Origin of the sequence: Paenibacillus sp. FSL P4-0127, from assembly GCF_038007325.1 — a bacterium.
GTDB classification, from domain to species: Bacteria; Bacillota; Bacilli; order Paenibacillales; family Paenibacillaceae; genus Fontibacillus; species Fontibacillus macerans.
Window position 1 is genome coordinate 3,098,503 of sequence record NZ_JBBOWY010000001.1, and the last position, 15,517, is coordinate 3,114,019.

Annotated in this window: 16 protein-coding genes, 1 tRNA gene and 1 pseudogene; 9 read left to right on the plus strand and 9 right to left on the minus strand. The window is 48.4% G+C overall.

From position 1 onward, the window contains the following. The first annotated feature begins 122 nt into the window (after positions 1-122). Positions 123-458 carry a hypothetical protein gene (locus NYE74_RS13835; protein WP_124332484.1) on the plus strand — a complete coding sequence of 112 codons (336 nt, stop codon included), beginning with the start codon at positions 123-125 and terminating at the stop codon, positions 456-458. A 490-nt stretch (positions 459-948) separates the two neighbouring features. Next, a complete protein-coding gene (locus NYE74_RS13840; RefSeq protein ID WP_341004864.1) occupies positions 949-2,352 on the plus strand; it encodes a DUF6055 domain-containing protein in 1,404 nt (467 codons plus the stop codon). Between the two features lie 82 nt (positions 2,353-2,434). Here NYE74_RS13840 and NYE74_RS13845 read toward each other — a convergent pair whose 3' ends face one another. Genes NYE74_RS13845 through NYE74_RS13860 form a run of 4 tightly spaced genes read right to left on the minus strand, consistent with a single transcriptional unit; the run spans position 2,435 to position 5,742 of the window. After that, complete coding sequence (locus NYE74_RS13845) at positions 2,435-3,091, minus strand: 3-oxoacid CoA-transferase subunit B (protein ID WP_328271746.1); 657 nt, start codon at positions 3,089-3,091, stop codon at positions 2,435-2,437. A 2-nt stretch (positions 3,092-3,093) separates the two neighbouring features. Then, entirely contained in the window at positions 3,094-3,753 is a 660-nt protein-coding gene (locus tag NYE74_RS13850; protein WP_328271745.1) for a CoA transferase subunit A, read from the minus strand. Positions 3,754-3,791: 38 nt separating this feature from the next. Further along, a complete protein-coding gene (locus NYE74_RS13855) occupies positions 3,792-4,532 on the minus strand; it encodes an acetoacetate decarboxylase (RefSeq protein ID WP_036621194.1) in 741 nt (246 codons plus the stop codon). Between the two features lie 25 nt (positions 4,533-4,557). Next, entirely contained in the window at positions 4,558-5,742 is a 1,185-nt protein-coding gene (locus NYE74_RS13860) for an acetyl-CoA C-acetyltransferase (protein ID WP_340928377.1), read from the minus strand. Between the two features lie 509 nt (positions 5,743-6,251). On the opposite strand from NYE74_RS13860, the gene NYE74_RS13865 reads away from it, so the two are divergent. From NYE74_RS13865 to NYE74_RS13885, 5 genes are all read left to right on the plus strand, one after another. After that, a complete protein-coding gene (locus NYE74_RS13865; RefSeq protein WP_340928376.1) occupies positions 6,252-6,533 on the plus strand; it encodes a hypothetical protein in 282 nt (93 codons plus the stop codon). 58 nt (positions 6,534-6,591) lie between these two features. Then, entirely contained in the window at positions 6,592-6,885 is a 294-nt protein-coding gene (locus NYE74_RS13870; protein ID WP_340928373.1) for a hypothetical protein, read from the plus strand. Between the two features lie 116 nt (positions 6,886-7,001). Then, the gene (locus tag NYE74_RS13875; protein WP_340928372.1) at positions 7,002-7,655 is read left to right on the plus strand and encodes a response regulator transcription factor; all 654 of its coding nucleotides are present in this window, start codon (positions 7,002-7,004) and stop codon (positions 7,653-7,655) included. 2 nt (positions 7,656-7,657) lie between these two features. Further along, complete coding sequence (locus NYE74_RS13880) at positions 7,658-9,055, plus strand: sensor histidine kinase (RefSeq protein ID WP_340928370.1); 1,398 nt, start codon at positions 7,658-7,660, stop codon at positions 9,053-9,055. A 73-nt stretch (positions 9,056-9,128) separates the two neighbouring features. Then, entirely contained in the window at positions 9,129-9,716 is a 588-nt protein-coding gene (locus tag NYE74_RS13885; RefSeq protein ID WP_340928368.1) for a hypothetical protein, read from the plus strand. Positions 9,717-9,841: 125 nt separating this feature from the next. On the opposite strand, the gene NYE74_RS13890 is transcribed toward NYE74_RS13885, so the two are convergent. The 4 genes from NYE74_RS13890 to NYE74_RS13905 all read right to left on the minus strand — a co-directional run bounded on the left by NYE74_RS13890 (position 9,842) and on the right by NYE74_RS13905 (position 13,616). Further along, a complete protein-coding gene (locus NYE74_RS13890; RefSeq protein WP_340928367.1) occupies positions 9,842-11,191 on the minus strand; it encodes a sodium-dependent transporter in 1,350 nt (449 codons plus the stop codon). Positions 11,192-11,349: 158 nt separating this feature from the next. Beyond that, the gene (locus NYE74_RS13895; protein WP_340928365.1) at positions 11,350-12,357 is read right to left on the minus strand and encodes an ABC-2 transporter permease; all 1,008 of its coding nucleotides are present in this window, start codon (positions 12,355-12,357) and stop codon (positions 11,350-11,352) included. Next, positions 12,347-13,231 carry an ABC transporter ATP-binding protein gene (locus NYE74_RS13900; protein WP_340928363.1) on the minus strand — a complete coding sequence of 295 codons (885 nt, stop codon included), beginning with the start codon at positions 13,229-13,231 and terminating at the stop codon, positions 12,347-12,349. The genes NYE74_RS13895 and NYE74_RS13900 overlap by 11 nt, the downstream gene beginning before the upstream one ends. Then, entirely contained in the window at positions 13,197-13,616 is a 420-nt protein-coding gene (locus NYE74_RS13905) for a GntR family transcriptional regulator (protein ID WP_340928361.1), read from the minus strand. Before NYE74_RS13905 ends, NYE74_RS13900 begins: the two co-directional genes overlap by 35 nt. A gap of 385 nt (positions 13,617-14,001) precedes the next feature. Between NYE74_RS13905 and NYE74_RS13910 the strand changes: the two genes are divergently transcribed. Continuing rightward, positions 14,002-14,922 (plus strand): macrolide family glycosyltransferase, encoded by a 921-nt coding sequence (locus NYE74_RS13910; RefSeq protein ID WP_341004865.1) that lies wholly within the window; start codon positions 14,002-14,004, stop codon positions 14,920-14,922. Between the two features lie 5 nt (positions 14,923-14,927). Then, positions 14,928-15,088, plus strand: a pseudogene (locus NYE74_RS13915) (sugar phosphate nucleotidyltransferase); the annotation flags it as partial. A 283-nt stretch (positions 15,089-15,371) separates the two neighbouring features. On the opposite strand, the gene NYE74_RS13920 reads toward NYE74_RS13915, so the two are convergent. Beyond that, a tRNA-Pro gene (locus tag NYE74_RS13920) sits at positions 15,372-15,445 on the minus strand. Positions 15,446-15,517 lie beyond the last annotated feature (72 nt).

Consider the following 15,517-nt stretch of genomic DNA (forward strand, 5'->3'; position numbering starts at 1 on the left):
CTTAGGTGCAACTTTGTATAAAGGTACATTTTTACTATTAAGGAAAAATTGCGAGAAGCCGATAAAATTCATATATCCGCAATATTTTGAACCGCAAGAGCCCGGTGTGGAGTTGATAAAGAATGACTAAGGATGTTTTGTTGGAGCTATCAAAAACGTTAAATACAGAATATGAGATAGGAATTTGGATAGAGGCTATGTTTTTCATGACATGGCAAGAGAATATTGAAGACTCCTCTGTTACGTATAATGAGGATGCAGGCCAATATAAAATTGTGATCAAACTGAAAGAGTTTAACTTACATACGGTAAAAAAAATTTTCGGTTCCTTGGTGAGTTTTATCGAATATCAATCGACGTTTTATGTAAGGGAAGATCATGAAGATTCCTTTGAATATTACCTGTTATCTTCAACTGACAATAAAAAGGCGTTTTTCTTCCATGTTATTTTTCAATAAGTCCAAGACCTTGGGGGGATTTTACTCAGGGTCTTTTTTTGCTCAATCTAGAGATCGCCGCATGATGGCCCGGCCTGGTTTCTGGAATGATCGACCGTCGTTCTGTAAAATAGCGGCACTTTATGTACTTATGATCCGCAGCCCTAGCATGTTCATCTCTATTAGCGGCATTTTATGTACTTATTTTCCTATGGATAGTCCTGAAAGCGGGTATTTTCTTGCGAGGGGAGTACATAGCGACATGAATTTCCTTTATTTCCTTCAAATGAACGGATATCGCCGGAATAACGGGCGTTTTTGTCCTTATTTTTACACCCTATAATGCCTAGACCTATCATTCCAAAAATAAAATAAGAGACCATTGCTCACATATTATTCGTGAATTCTGGGAATTTTGACCGATTTTATAAATATTTGAAATAAAATGCCGATAAATATGTTACTGTATAGTAGAAACTACCAATATTTCATTATTGAGGGAGGCGTGTTAATGATGAAAAGGCTACTCTGTTGTTTGTTGATGGTTTTATTGTCGTTGAGTGCAACCGGCTTTGGGGCTTTGGCCGATTTACCGGGCGCTGTCACAACGGCAAAAGCGTCGGAGTCAGAAAGCGCTGCCACTACGGAAAGCGCAGAAAGCACGGAAAGTTTAGAAAGCGCGGAAAGCGAAGTGTTTGCAAGCGAATACAAAGCAAGGGACGCTTTTTATTCTTTATCCGACACTTCAGTAAATCGCGCGGTTTCCGAACATTTTCAGATTATTTGGGGCAACAGGGATACAACCGGAACCGTAAATCGGCAATTTGCCGAGGGCAATTTGGCAAACCTGGAAACGATTCGTTCATTTTACATTGACAAAATTGGGTTGGGGGATATCGGAAGTTCTCAAAATCCATGGATCACCGGAAAATATAAAACAAACATTTATATTGCGGAAACCGGGCTGGACAAAATTTCCAACGATTGGGCTTATATGTCTGTAGACCAAGATTCTTTTGGCTACATTGTCATGATGCCGGGGGCCATGCGCGTGGATCCGCCTAGCTGGGTGGTGCCTCATGAATTGGCGCACGTTTTCGTTTTCCATAACGGAGGGGTTGTCCCTTATGCGTGGAATGAAGCGATGGCCAACTTCCTGCGCAATGAATATTTAGGCAGTGATTATTATAGTTATGGCGGCAGGGTGTACGGGCCAACCTCCGACTTTTTCGCCCCCTATGTCCTGAACTCGGAATCCCATTTTCCACATGTTAAGAATTGGTACGATGCTTGGCCTATTTTCCTGTACATTAACGAAAATCCGGACAACCTCGGCGGACTTGGCCATCAAGCGTTGTTAAATTTATTGACTTACGGCCAAGAGGACTCTACTTATTTTGCATCCATGGAAAAGGTAACGGGCGTTTCCATTAAAGAAATACTGGGCGGAATGGCCAGAAGAATGGTGACGATGGACTTTAAGAGTCAGGAATATTATTTGGAGCATTTGGATGAACTTTTGAGAACGCGCGGCAATTATGAAAAGATTTATACGACTTTGGAAAAACAACGCGATGGCTGGATGACAGTGCCTGCCGGCAAAGCTCCGCAACAGACAGGCTATAATATTGTTCCTTTAAATATCGATTTAAGCAAAACTTCCGTCACGGTTGATTTCCAAGGTACGAGCACGGCGAGGGGCGCTGATTGGAGAGCCAGCATTGTTACCGTAACGCGTGCGGGAGATACCAGATATTCTACGATGTGGAATCACGGTCAAAACAGCGTCCGTTTGCAAGGGGATGAAAAAGCGGTTTATTTAGTAGTTTCCGCAACTCCTGACAATATTCAATATCTTGATATTAATCAGGATGGCATTACGTACCCTTACAAGGTAAAGGTGACGACGAACTAATACGACCCAAAGAACAAGCCCGAAAAAGAACAAGCCCCCTCGGGAAGCTGTTTCCCTAAGGGCTTGTTCCATTTCTATCCGCTTACACTGCAATAGCCTTCAAATCCGCTGAAACCATCAGCTCAGCCTCGGTGGCCTTCTGAACGTCTTCCACCGACAAACCCGGGGCGATTTCCTTCAGCATCAGCCCTTTGCCCGGAATTACATCGATGACGGCCATTTCGGTGACGATGGTCTTTACGACCTTTACGGCGGTCAGGGGCAGCTTGCAGGATTTCAAGATTTTCGGCGCCCCGTCTTTGGTCAGATGCTCCATGGCTACGATCACCCGCTTGGCTCCGACCACCAAATCCATGGCCCCGCCCATGCCCGGCACTTTTTTCCCGGGAATCATCCAGCTTGCCAGGTTGCCTTGCTCATCGACCTCCAGGGCGCCCAGAACGGTGATGTCCACATGCCCTCCGCGAATAATGGAAAAAGAAAGCGTACTGTCGATAAAACAAGCTCCTTTCACGGTTGTTACGTAGTTTCCGCCGGCATCGATACAATCGAGTCTTTCTTTGCCCTGAGCCGCTTTGGGGCCTACGCCGACGATTCCGTCCTCAGCCTGCAGCGTAATATGCACGTTGTCGGGGATATAGTCCACCGCCATGGTAGGCATGCCGATTCCCAGGTTGACGACATCGCCGTCTTTAAACTCCCGGGCTATTCTTCTAACGATTAATTCTCGGTTATTCATGCTTAATCTCCCACCTTTACGATCGCGTCGACAAATATTCCGGGAACGTTGACATGGTTGGGGTCAATGTCCCCCGCCTTTACGTATTCGTCCGTCTGCGCAATGACATACTCGGCCGCCGTAGCCATAACGATGTTGAAGTTGCGTGAAGAGCCGTTGATGACCAGATTTCCCGCTTCATCCGCCTTATGGGCCCGAATTAACGCCACGTCCGCTTTGAGCGGCAGCTCCAGCAAATATTCCCGTCCGTCAATCTCCAGCTTCTGTTTACCTTCTTCGACAACGGTGCCCACGCCCACAGGGGTTAAAACACCGCCCAAACCCGCTCCTCCCGCGCGGATTTTTTCCGCGAGCGTGCCTTGCGGGAAGAGCTGCACATCCGCTTCTTTCGTCATCAGGAGTCTTCCCGTTTCCGGATTGGCGCCGATATAGGAGGCGAAAATCCGCTTTACTCTGCCGCTTTTCACAAGCTCATAGATAGATAATTCCGCTGTGCCCGTATCGTTGGAAATAATGGTTAAATTGCCGGCGGAATTGGAGTCGACCAGCGCGCGCACCAGCTCTTCCGGATAACCTCCGGCCAGAAAACCGCCGACCATCACCGTGTCCCCGTCTTTCACCTTCTTAACCGCTTCTTCCGCGGAGATGACTTTGTTCATCATGTTTCTCCCACCTTGTCTAATTTTTAAGGAAGCTAACTTTATTGGAGATAATCATGGATGACTCTTGCATAAGGCAGCGTTAAATCGGCGATAAAATGTTTTCCGCCGACATAAGCTTTCACCGGCAAATCGGCCACAGGGGCGTTGACATGGGGGACCAGGCTTAATCTGGCGGGACCTGACCAGGCGCCTTTGACCGTGATGTTTTCCAGATTATACGCCGCTAACTGCGCGATTTTCGGGGTGCCGTCAACATCGGGGATCAATTTTAAGTTCACCTGGGTTTTGGCGATCGATTTAGCCGTTTCCTCCGCATCAAGAATGTGATATTTGAAAGGCATCGTTCCCATGGCAACCAGGACGTTATTATAATGCAATGTGCCCGTCAGCGTCTCGGTCTCTTCGACTCTCAGGCGAGGTTTCGCCCATTTTTTCGGGAATCCCCAGATTTCCCGGCCCCCGAGAATGGCAGGCGCGTTGTCCAAATACATTTGGGCGACAAAATTGCAAGGCTCTCCATGAAAAGTACACGGAATGACAATCCCGCTTTCCTCGTAGCTTCCCAAACCGGACGAATCGGGCATCTTGATCCATTCGTACGAAACGGTGTTGCTTCCATCCGGCTCAAGCGGTTCCGGGACCGCCTGTCTGATCGCGGCGGGATCGGATTCATAAGTCACAATAAAAAATTCCCGGTTGATGAAACGGCATGGCGGGCGCCCGTAACTGGCGCTGGCCGCGGGCATCGATTGCAGTGAAAGTACTTCTTTTTGATTCATAACGTTCTAGGGTCTCCCTTCTTGATTAAATAAGTGCATTTTCAACCAGCATCGCGATTCCCATGCCTGTTCCGATGCATAACGAGGCTATGCCGTAACGCGCAGATCTCCGTACCATTTCATGAACCAGCGTAACCAAAATTCTAGCGCCGCTTGCCCCGACAGGATGCCCGATCGCGATCGCGCCGCCATTGACATTGACCTTCTCCGGGCGAATCCCCAGCTCTTTCAACACCGCAACTGCCTGTGCGGCGAAGGCTTCATTTATTTCAAAAAGATCGATGTCAGAGGTGGACATTCCCTGGCGTTTAAGAAGCGACGAAACGGCTTTCACCGGACCCATTCCCATATAGGCGGGATCGACGCCGACCAGCGAGTAACCTTTGATATATGCTAGCGGTTTTAACGCAAGTTCCTTACATTTGTCTTCCGACACGACGAGGGCGGCCGCCGCGCCATCATTGATTCCCGAAGCATTTCCCGCGGTAACCGTTCCGTCTCCCTTAAACGCGGGCTTTAAACTGGAGAGTTTTTCCTTGGTGGTATCTCCTCTTACGTGTTCGTCCTCCGCGAAACTGATCGTTTCTTTTTTGGTTTTAATCGTGACCGGAACGATCTGTTCCGCAAAAACTTTTTTGTTTTTGGCTTCCGCGGCCTTGCTCTGGCTTTCGTAGGCAAATTCATCCTGCTCAAGTCTGGAAATTCCATATTTTTCGGCGACATTTTCCGCGGTAATTCCCATATGGTATTTGTTGATCGGGCACGTAAGGCCGTCGTTCACCAGGGAGTCGACCAGTTCGCCGTTGCCCAGTCTGTAGCCGTTTCGGGCATCTTTTAGCAGGTAAGGGGCGTTCGACATGCTCTCCATGCCTCCGGCCATGACGATGCTGCTTTGCTCCGCCAAGATGGAATCGTAAGCTAAAGCGACGGCATGAAGCCCTGAACCGCAAACCGTGTTGATCGTTGATGCGGGCACATCGATGGGGATGCCGGCTTTGAGCGCCGCCTGTCTGGCGGGATTCTGGCCAACGCCCGCCTGAAGGACATTTCCCAGGAAGACTTGATCAATCTTAGCCGGCTCTAGTTTGCTTTGCTGAAGGCATGCTGTCATCACGTTGGCTCCCAGTTCGGGAGCGCTTAAAGGCGCAAGAGTTTTGTTAAAGGAGCCGACCGCCGTTCTCAATGGGCTTACAAGTGCAACTTTTTTCACAAACACTCACAATCCTTTCGTTGTGTTTAAGACAAACAAATCCGTGACTGCATTTTATTTCCTGTTTTCCTCGGATTTAAGAACCGCACCGGCTTTGAGGTCCATGGCATACAAGCAAATTACAGCGCATGAAACGGCGAGCATGACGACCTTGCGTTGTCCATCATTTTCGACAGCCTTCTTTCTTCCTTTAATTGGAATTTAATAGCGGTTTTATCTTAGTTCGAATGCAAATTTTGCTCAACGTTCAAATATATACATAAATTTACAAAATAATATATATACTGCCATATGCTCCATTGTAGATAATTCATGCTTATATTTTCTGGTCGTTTCTGAATTTTTCTGAATGTTTCTGTAAATAAAGGAGCAAATGCTATTTAATGGGAGAAAACAATGGCTGATCGCCATGTGGAGCAGGATTTTAAGCTTTCCTGAACTTTGAGGGGAATATATGAAAATAAATAGAATTTATAGATATAAACGAAATATCGATTTGGAGGGCCGTGATGGATTGGATCAAGGGCAGCAGTTTAATCGAATATGTTGGTGAAGAAAGAATGGTTTTCGACCATCCGGATTTCCGCATGGAAAAAGCGGACCTTAACCGGATTCCGCAAACGATGACAGCATTGGGGCAATTTTTTACGGCGGCGAGCCTTTGGTTGGGACCGGACACGATGGTTATCCTTCCGGCGGAAGACGAAGAGATGCGCAATTTAGTGGTAGACCAGGTGGCGGCGCATTTTGAAAAGGTGAGGCTTCGTTCCGTTCATTACGTTTGCCGTTGATGCGGACACCCATCAGGTACTGTCGCTGGAGTTGTCCAGGGACGAGATCAGGCACCCCGTGCAATTAACGATGGTAAATTTATCGGCACCGCGCCGCCAAAAAAACTGCTTGTATTTTGAACTTGGCGGAGGTTTGGTTCAGGTAGTTTATTTGGCCGGACAGGCTCCGGTTCGTTTCTGGCGGGATTTGAAAAAGTGCGAGTTGTTCCAACTTGCCGAAAATGAGAGGTTTGCGGATTTTGATCATGAGCTGGCGGAACGGGTTCCGGAGGGAGTCAGCATCTTGTTGGACCAGGATTCCATCCAGGCGATGCTTGACGCGGTGAACCGGGAGCTGGCTGAGCAAAGATAACTGGCCGGCTCATGGATTAGTTCGGCTGTCATTGGAAGATCACATGCCTCAAAATTTACAACTCTATAATAACTTTCAAGCGGATATTTGGTATCATGGCGGTGGAGTGTGATTGAATGGCTAAAATTTTGATCGTCGATGATGAGAGGGCAATCAACGACCTGATTGCTCTAAATTTGAAAATGGTAGGGCATGAATATATTCAATTATACAGCGGAGAGCAAATTTCAGAGGTTTTAAATGAGACTCGTGTCGATTTGGTCATTCTGGATGTGATGTTGCCGGGGCTTGATGGATTTGAACTTATCGATCGGTTTATGAAACGCGGGATTCCGGTGATCTTCCTGACGGCGCGAAATGCCGTTTCCGATAAAGTGCACGGCCTGGAAAGCGGGGCGGAGGATTATATCGTCAAACCGTTCGAAGCGGTGGAGTTGATCGCCCGGATCAATGTGGTGCTGCGCAGAAACCAGAAGAACGCCACCGAATTCAGCCTGGACGGAACGACGGTGGATCTGGAGAAGCACATCGTCACAGTTAACGGACAGGCCGTGGAAATGACCAATAAAGAATTTAAGCTGCTCGATTTTCTCATTCAAAACAAAAATATCGCGCTCTCCCGTGAAAAAATCATTGAGCAGACCTGGGGCTTCGATTTCTATGGCGACACGAGAACCGTTGACGTACATATCCAGAGGCTGAGAAAGAAGCTGAACTGGGAGCACCGGATCAAAACGGTGTATAAATACGGATATAGGCTAGAGGTGTAAAGGTGAAATTTTGGCAGAAAACGTATTTATGTGTGCTGCTCGTGTTCCTGGTCGCTTTTGATCTTGGAGCCTATGCGCTGCTGCAAAAAAGCTACCAATTAAACGAGCGGATGGATATGTCCAGAGGCGTAAGCGAATATGAGAGCATCGAGCAAACGTTAAGCTATATCCTGCTGGCTTTTGCCAACAGTACCGGCAGTTCGGGCTATGAGACGGTCATTTCCGGGATCGCCCAAAATTACGATGAAGAGGGCATCCTGACCGAGGTATATGATGGGGAGCGGTTGGTTTTTTCCAATGCCTATCAATTTGCGGGCGAGCGGGAAGAGTTGCAGGGAGGGCAACGGGAAACCGTATACAGGAAGCTTGACGGACAGCTGTGGATCTTCGTAGGCGGCAGCATGGAGTTTAACGGGCTTAAGCTGGTCATTTCTAGAAGCTCCGCTTATCTGCAGGATTATTATAATACACTGCTTAACTATTTTATTGCCTTGAGTGTGGTCATTTCGTTAATTTTATCCGCTGTGCTTATTTTGCTGTTATTCCGGTTAACCGCTCCGGTCCGAAACTTGAACAAAGGCGTAAGGGATATTGCGGCCGGGGCCTATCATCAAAGGGTCAAGGTCAGCGGAAGCGACGAAATCGCGGAATTGGCCCAGGACTTCAACAAAATGGTGGACGCGGTATCCGCGAATATTGAAACGATCCAAAAAGCGAGCGAAGAAAAAGAAAACTTCATCAATAATCTGACCCATGAGCTGAAGACGCCGATTACGGCGATCAAAGGGTACAGCGAGTTTTTAAATCATGCCAACAGCACCGAGGAAGACCGCAGAATGGCGGTCGATTATATTCATGAGCATGTGGCCCGGCTGGATCTGCTGTCCGGAAAATTGATGGAGCTGCTGTATTTGAAGAACGAAGAGATTGCTTTGCAGATTGTGGAGATTGCCCCCTTGTTTGCTTATGCGGAACAGATGGAACGGCATGATTTGGAGGCAAAACAGATCACCCTGGTGAAGGAGTGCGGGGCAGAGCGGATCTATGGAGATCCTACCCTGCTGCTGACGCTGTTGATGAATTTGGTTGAAAACAGCATTAAGGCTTCTGAAAACGGAGGGGAAATCCATCTGAAGAGCAGCTTCCGGGACCAGGATGTAGTGATTGAGGTAATCGATTATGGAAAAGGCATCCCGGACAAGGACATCGAAAAAATTACCGAAGCCTTCTATGTCGTAGACAAATCCCGTTCCAAAGAACTGGGAGGGATCGGGCTGGGACTGTCCATCTGCAGTCAAATTGCCCGGCTTCATCATGCGCGGCTGCACATTGAATCCCGAGAACAAGAGTACACGAAGGTGTCCGTTTTTTTTACAACCTCGTTACAACTCGAACACTAGTCTATAATACGCCCCCCTCATAATGGCCTTGTAGCTACGAAATTCCAATCATTTTATGACGGAGGTATGAAAAATGAAAAAGAAGCTTTACGCCACAGCACTTACCGTAGGAGCGGCAGTTACTTTAATCGCGGGGAATGCCGCATTGTCAACTTATGCTTTTGCAAATGACACGGCCCCTAATGTGAGGGTGACCGGTCAGCATCGGCAAACAGAGTTCGTGGGCAAATTTCGCCCTGCGGTACCTGCCGTCAAAGCTCCCGGCTTCTCGGTCACCCCTGAGAAAACAAGCAAGGATATGAGCGAAGACAAAGCGGTGGATATTGCAAAAAAAGCGCTTGAGGAGAAATTTGATGTGTCTCTGGACGGCATGAAGGCTTTCCCGATCTTCTGCACGAGAGAGGATATGGAAGGAACGTTTTATTTTGTATCTTTCGCGGATGTCCAGGTTGTGGATGCTCAGCGGGCTGTAGGAGCTAAAAGCGGTAAAAAGGTACCCAGTGAGACCGTCCAAATCTCTGTTGCAGGTAAGAACGACAAAGTGGATGTTTATATTGCATTTGTAAACTCCAAAACCGGCGAAGTTGTTTCCGCCGAAAAAAATCCGACATCGCCATCGGATACAGCGGCGCCGACAGCGCCAGTCGATCCGGCCAACTAATACGGTCTTGCTGGAGCGCCTGCCTTCTTATGAAGGCAGGTGCTCTCGTTCTGCTAGAGTAAAAAACGCAAAAAGGCAATCTTCCAGGTCATTAAACAACGGCCTGAAGATTGCCTTTTTCAATGCTAAAATTTAATAATTCCGGTTGTATGCAGCAGGACCAGGAACACGAGAACCGGAGCGATATACCGGACCATGAACAGCCATACCCGGAACCAGCCTGTTTTGAGCCCGGCGGCTTCCGCAGCATTTTTCCAGAAATATCCTACAAAGACTGTAGTAATGAGGCCGCCGATCGGCAGCAGAATATTCGATGTGATGAAATCGAGCCAGTCAAAGAACGTTTTACCGCCCATATCCGTGAATGCCGGTATGATTCCAAAGGACAGGACCGAAGGAAGTCCGACCAGCAGCACCAAAATGCTGATGATTACTACCGACTTCACGCGTCCCCAGCCCCAACGGTCCATGACGTAGGATACGGGTACTTCAAGCAGTGAAACCGAGGAAGTTAATGCGGCTATCGCCAGCAGCACGAAGAACAGCCCGCCAAAAAATGCGCCCAGCGGCATCGCCGAGAAGGCGGCAGGAAGCGCGATGAAGACGAGGGACGGACCCGCATCGGGCTGAATGCCGAAAGAAGCTGTCGTCGGGAAAATAATGAGCCCCGCAATGAACGCATAGATCAAGTCTCCGGCTCCGATCGCGAGAGTGGCTGCACCGAGAGACTGACGCTTGTCCACATAAGCTCCATAAGTGAGCAGGATCCCCATCCCGAGCGACAGAGAGAAGAAGGCATGTCCCAGCGCTACCAATGCCGCTTCCGGGCTTAATTTCGAGAAATCGGGATGAAGAAAAAAGGATACGCCGGCTCCGGCTCCAGGCAAAGTTACGGCACGGATCATCAATACGATCAGGAGGATGATCAAGCCGGGAATCAGCACCTTGTTGAATTTTTCGATGCCGCCGGATATCCCTTTACCAACAACCAACCCGGTGATCAGGATAGCCACGATCTGCCAAACGATCGGCATGTAGCCTTGGGAAAACGAGCTGAATTGTCCACTGTAGTCGGAATTGCTGTATAGCGCTCCGCTGAAGGACTGCACGGCATAGTTGAGCGTCCAGCCGGCAACGATGACGTAAAATGTCAGAATAAGAAAAGGCGCGATCACCTGCAGCAAACCGAGCTGACCAAAGATTTTGGGCCCGCCGGCTTTCACGAAGGACGTAGACGCACTGCCTCTGCCCGCCCGTCCGATAGCCAGTTCGGCCAGAAGCAGAGGCAAGCCGATCAAGATCAAACAGACGATAAACAGCAGAAAGAATGCGGCTCCTCCGTTTTCGCCCGTAATATACGGAAATTTCCACATATTGCCCAGACCCACGGAACTTCCGATGGCGGCCAATATGAAACCAGTTGAGGAAAAACGATCGTTTCTTCCCTGCACTGGGTTATTTTTTGCTAGACTCAAAGTGGTTCCCCCCAATTTATTTGTACAAATATCTTTTTATTATATTTCAAGTTATATAGGAAAGGGATATGAAATTTTTCCTAATGCAGGGATACTTTTTTTGTCGTTCTGCAGGAATTGGAGTGTTCGAGAGGCTTATTGCCGCCTGATGTGATGGCTCAGCCCCTCCAATGCATCCTCTTCAGCCCTGAAGTGACCAACAGGCTTAATGCGCATCCTATCGCGAAGCCTACCGCATAGGTAAACCGATCATCGAAGATATAGATGGTTTCCCACGCGGCATTGCCTGCCACTAAGGAAACCAGCACCACGATAATCGCCTGGACAGCCCGCTCAAACCAGCGGAATATCAGAAATTTCCCGTTGTGTTCCGGCTTGTTGTACTGATAACATACCGCACCGATCAGAAAAAACAGGGCAGTCGGAAGTGCCATCGCCACGATGTTTCCCCATGTGATCCATTCGTAATCAATGAAGATATAAAACGGTATGAATCTTAACTTTACCAGTGTATTATAAGTGACTCCACCGTAAAGAAAATTATCGTTCCATAGATGTCGTATGCTGTCATCAAGTACGGTGTACACGGCGGCCGGCACCATCCACAGGAGAGCGGATATGGCCGCTTGGGACCAGACCGCGCCTGTCACCGTTCCTATCAGCACCACAAAAGAATAAACGGCGGCAATCAAAACAATGGAATACAGCCATTGCTCAAGGTGGTAACCCAGGTTAAACAATTCCGCCGTTGGAGAAGCCAGTATCACCATCGCATCAATCAAAGTATTCAGGGTGAATGTGCCCGCGATTAGTGCAATTCCGAACAGCCATTTGGCGGTAAAGATTTGCCGCCGCGAATACGGCAGGGAGAACAAAAACTCCTGCCCTCCGTTGCGGCGCTCCATCCCGAACTGCACGAGCGCTAGCACGATTACCGCCGCCAGCATCCATGCTCTGCCTTTCGACTCCAACGCGCCGTATTGATAGTACTGGACAACATCCCGTGAGTTCAGCAGTTCTACCCAACGCTCGGCGTGCAGGCCGTAATTTAAAATCCACTCGTTGAGCCGGCCAAAGCCGAGAAAAAAGAAGTGAACCGCCGGTACTAGCCATACAAACAGTTTGGTCTGCGTATATTCCCGGCTCCATAATGTTTTAAGCCCCATGCGGCAGTCCTCCCATCTTCCATTCAAACAAATCCTCCAGCTTGAGCGGCAACGGCTCCAACAGCAGCGGGTCCATCTTTTCCAGCTCACCGTACATCCCGGCTTCCGGGTCTCTGCTAATCAGCAGCGTGTACACCCGTCCTACCAAGCCAAGCACCTTAATGCCGGGGGAGGCCAACCATTCCTCCGGGGGATCGCCCCGGAACACAACCTGCACCTTCACAACCTCCGCGGCCGACTCATCGGCGCCGCCGTGAACCTCGATCATTCCCTCGTGCAGCAGCAGAATCACATCGCTGATCCGTTCCAGTTCGTCCAGCATATGGGAGGAAATGATCATGGAGGTTCCGTCGGCCGCCGCTTCCATAAGCAGGGTCAGCACTTGCTTTTTGGCGATTGGATCGATGCCGTTGGTCGGCTCGTCCAACAGGACGAACCCGGCGCGGGTAGCAAGTCCAAGTGCCGTACCCAGCAGCATTTTCATTCCTTTGGAGAAATTTCTCACGTTTTTGCCGAGCGGCAGGTTGAACCGTTTCATCGTCTCCATAAAAAATGTTTTGTCAAAGCGGGGATAAATCATTGCGTATAAATCGGCACAGCCGTATCCCGTATATCCGTAAAGCGCCTCCAGCGTATCCGGTATAAACACAACTTCCCGCTTCATCTCCGTATACTTGGCAAGCGGCTTCCCATCATAAAGGATTTCCCCTCCGTCCGGCGTTAAAATGCCTGCGACGGTTTTCAGCAGCGTCGTTTTCCCGCTGCCATTGCGGCCGATCAGCCCTGCGACCTGTCCCGGAGCAATGGCGAAATCGACTTGGCGCAGCACTGGTTTAAGGTCAATTGTCTTGTGCAGATTGCGCACCATCAGCATGTTTTTCCCTCCCGTATCGTTTCATTTCTTCATCGATCCAGCGCTTGAGCCGGTTCTCGTCAATACCCAGATGGTGGGCTTCAACCACCAGCAGGCGCAGCTGTTCCTGCAGCTGCGACAGCCGCTCAGCCATCATTCCGGGCGCGTCCGCCGCTTTTGCTACATAGGTCCCCTTGCCGCGGATCGACACGATCACCCCTTGGCGCTCCAGCTCTTGATAGGCTTTGGCGACCGTATTATGGTTGACGAGCAGCGTGGCCGACAGCTCCCTGACCGACGGGATTTTATCCCCTTCGGCCAGCGCGCCCTTGGCGATCAGTTCCTTCACCTGGCTTACGATTTGTTCGAATATAGGCATGGAACTCCGTTCATGAATTTGAATCATGCGGCATTCGTTGGCCTCCTTCCCTGGGCCGCTATCGAAGACGCATTCCGTCCCGCCATGCGCTTCGGCCTCCCGGCGGCTTAGCCCTTAGTGGTCAGCATATCCTGCTATGGTGTACTATATATACTAGTACACATTGTACGGATGGTATAGCTGGGAGTCAAGATGGAAATGATCGATTGATTCAAGAAGTGTATCCATTCCCGAAAGCGGATCTGAATGAAAAAGCGACAAAAAACCAGCGGCGAATACTGCCGCTGGTTTTTCGTGGTCGTAGGGATTTTCCATTAATCCAAACCATCATTTGTACTAAATTCAGTTCGATTTGAATCAAGCTGCCATAAAATATCAAGCATTGGTTCCGCTGCTCTAAAGTTAAACGCTTTTGAAATTGGATTACATGATCTATTCGACAGCTTTTCCGTTTGCTGAGGTGATCGCCGGGATTTTACGGATCCCGTCCGTTTCGACCTTTCCGGTATTTACCGGTTTGAAGGAAATACTTGATGACAGTCATGAGCCGGATGAGGAGCAAATCGCCCCGATTCAAGAAGTGCTGGATACCTATAAAGCGGTCTCTCGTGCCATAGAAGAAACCTACTCCGTCAAGATGCCGGATCGTATGATGCATCTCATGTTTAATCGAGGGGATTTGAATCTGGTCTATACCTCAAAATATTTCATATCGAAATCCGACCTTGAATTTTTCGACGATAGCTTTCAATTTTTCGGCCCTCCCGTATATGATCGAAAAGAAAATTTAGATTTCCCTTTTGATCGATTGGAAGGGAAGAAAGTGATCTATATATCACTAGGAACCGTATTCGGGAATTATAACCCCGCACTTTATGACCTGTTTTTCAAAAGTTTTGCCGGTTGGGATGCAGTTGTTGTCATGGCCGCGTACAAGGTGGATTTATCGCCATTTTCCATCCCTGATAACTTTATTGTCAGAAATTATGTCCCGCAGACTGAAATCTTAAAGTATGCGGATGCAGCCATTACCCATGCCGGCATGAACACCATCAGCGATTTGATGTATCACCAGGTACCGTTTGTAGCGATTCCCATGGGCGCGGATCAGCACGGCATGGCAAAACGGGCGGAGGAATTGGGTGCTGCGATTTCTCTTGATAGCCAAACTCTTAATCCCGAGGTGTTAACACATTCCATCGAAAAGGTTCTGGGGGATCCCGGCTACCTTGAAAATATGAGGAAAATCAGTCATTCGTTTAAAGAAGCCGGCGGGTATAAAAAAGCGGTTGATGAAATTTTCAAATTAAAAAAGAAAAATGGATTGGAATGATTTAGATGAAAGGTATTATACTTGCGGGCGGATCGGGAACTCGTCTATATCCATTAACCAAAGCGGTGTCAAAACAAATACTTCCGGTTTATGACAAACCTATGATTATTACCCTTTATCCACCCTCATGATGGCGGGGATCAGGGAGATGTTAATCATTTCCACAAGAATCATTAAGGGAAGCCGGCAATTTTATTGAAGCTATTCAAAAAAGGCAAGGATTGTATGTAGCCTGCATTGAAGAGATTGCCTTCCGCAATGGATATATATCCAAAGAAGAGCTGATGGAAATGGCCAAACCCTTAACCAAAATCGACTATGGCAAATATCTGCTTCAGATTGCAGAATGACCGTACAAAAGGCACCAATTCGGCACCATTTGGATAGTCATTTATGGCTACCCCAAAAGTCAAAAATAAAAGACCCTTGTTATACAAGGGTCTTTTCGATCGAGACGACAGGATTTGAACCTGCGACCTCTTGCTCCCGAAGCAAGCGCTCTACCAAGCTGAGCCACGTCTCGTTAGCGGAGTGATCACAATATGTAATTTTACTCGTCTTATTATGATTTGTAAAGAGAGTTTTAAAAAAATTT

Bases quoted from the DNA above. Each gene is read 5' to 3' on its own strand.
- NYE74_RS13900 (WP_340928363.1), bottom strand. From the start codon at position 13,231: ATGCTGATGGTGCGCAATCTGCACAAGACAATTGACCTTAAACCAGTG.
- NYE74_RS13835 (WP_124332484.1), top strand. From the start codon at position 123: ATGACTAAGGATGTTTTGTTGGAGCTATCAAAAACGTTAAATACAGAA.
- NYE74_RS13845 (WP_328271746.1), bottom strand. From the start codon at position 3,091: ATGAATAACCGAGAATTAATCGTTAGAAGAATAGCCCGGGAGTTTAAA.
- NYE74_RS13875 (WP_340928372.1), top strand. From the start codon at position 7,002: ATGGCTAAAATTTTGATCGTCGATGATGAGAGGGCAATCAACGACCTG.
- NYE74_RS13895 (WP_340928365.1), bottom strand. From the start codon at position 12,357: ATGGGGCTTAAAACATTATGGAGCCGGGAATATACGCAGACCAAACTG.
- NYE74_RS13885 (WP_340928368.1), top strand. From the start codon at position 9,129: ATGAAAAAGAAGCTTTACGCCACAGCACTTACCGTAGGAGCGGCAGTT.
- NYE74_RS13865 (WP_340928376.1), top strand. From the start codon at position 6,252: ATGGATTGGATCAAGGGCAGCAGTTTAATCGAATATGTTGGTGAAGAA.
- NYE74_RS13850 (WP_328271745.1), bottom strand. From the start codon at position 3,753: ATGATGAACAAAGTCATCTCCGCGGAAGAAGCGGTTAAGAAGGTGAAA.
- NYE74_RS13855 (WP_036621194.1), bottom strand. From the start codon at position 4,532: ATGAATCAAAAAGAAGTACTTTCACTGCAATCGATGCCCGCGGCCAGC.
- NYE74_RS13840 (WP_341004864.1), top strand. From the start codon at position 949: ATGATGAAAAGGCTACTCTGTTGTTTGTTGATGGTTTTATTGTCGTTG.
- NYE74_RS13905 (WP_340928361.1), bottom strand. From the start codon at position 13,616: ATGATTCAAATTCATGAACGGAGTTCCATGCCTATATTCGAACAAATC.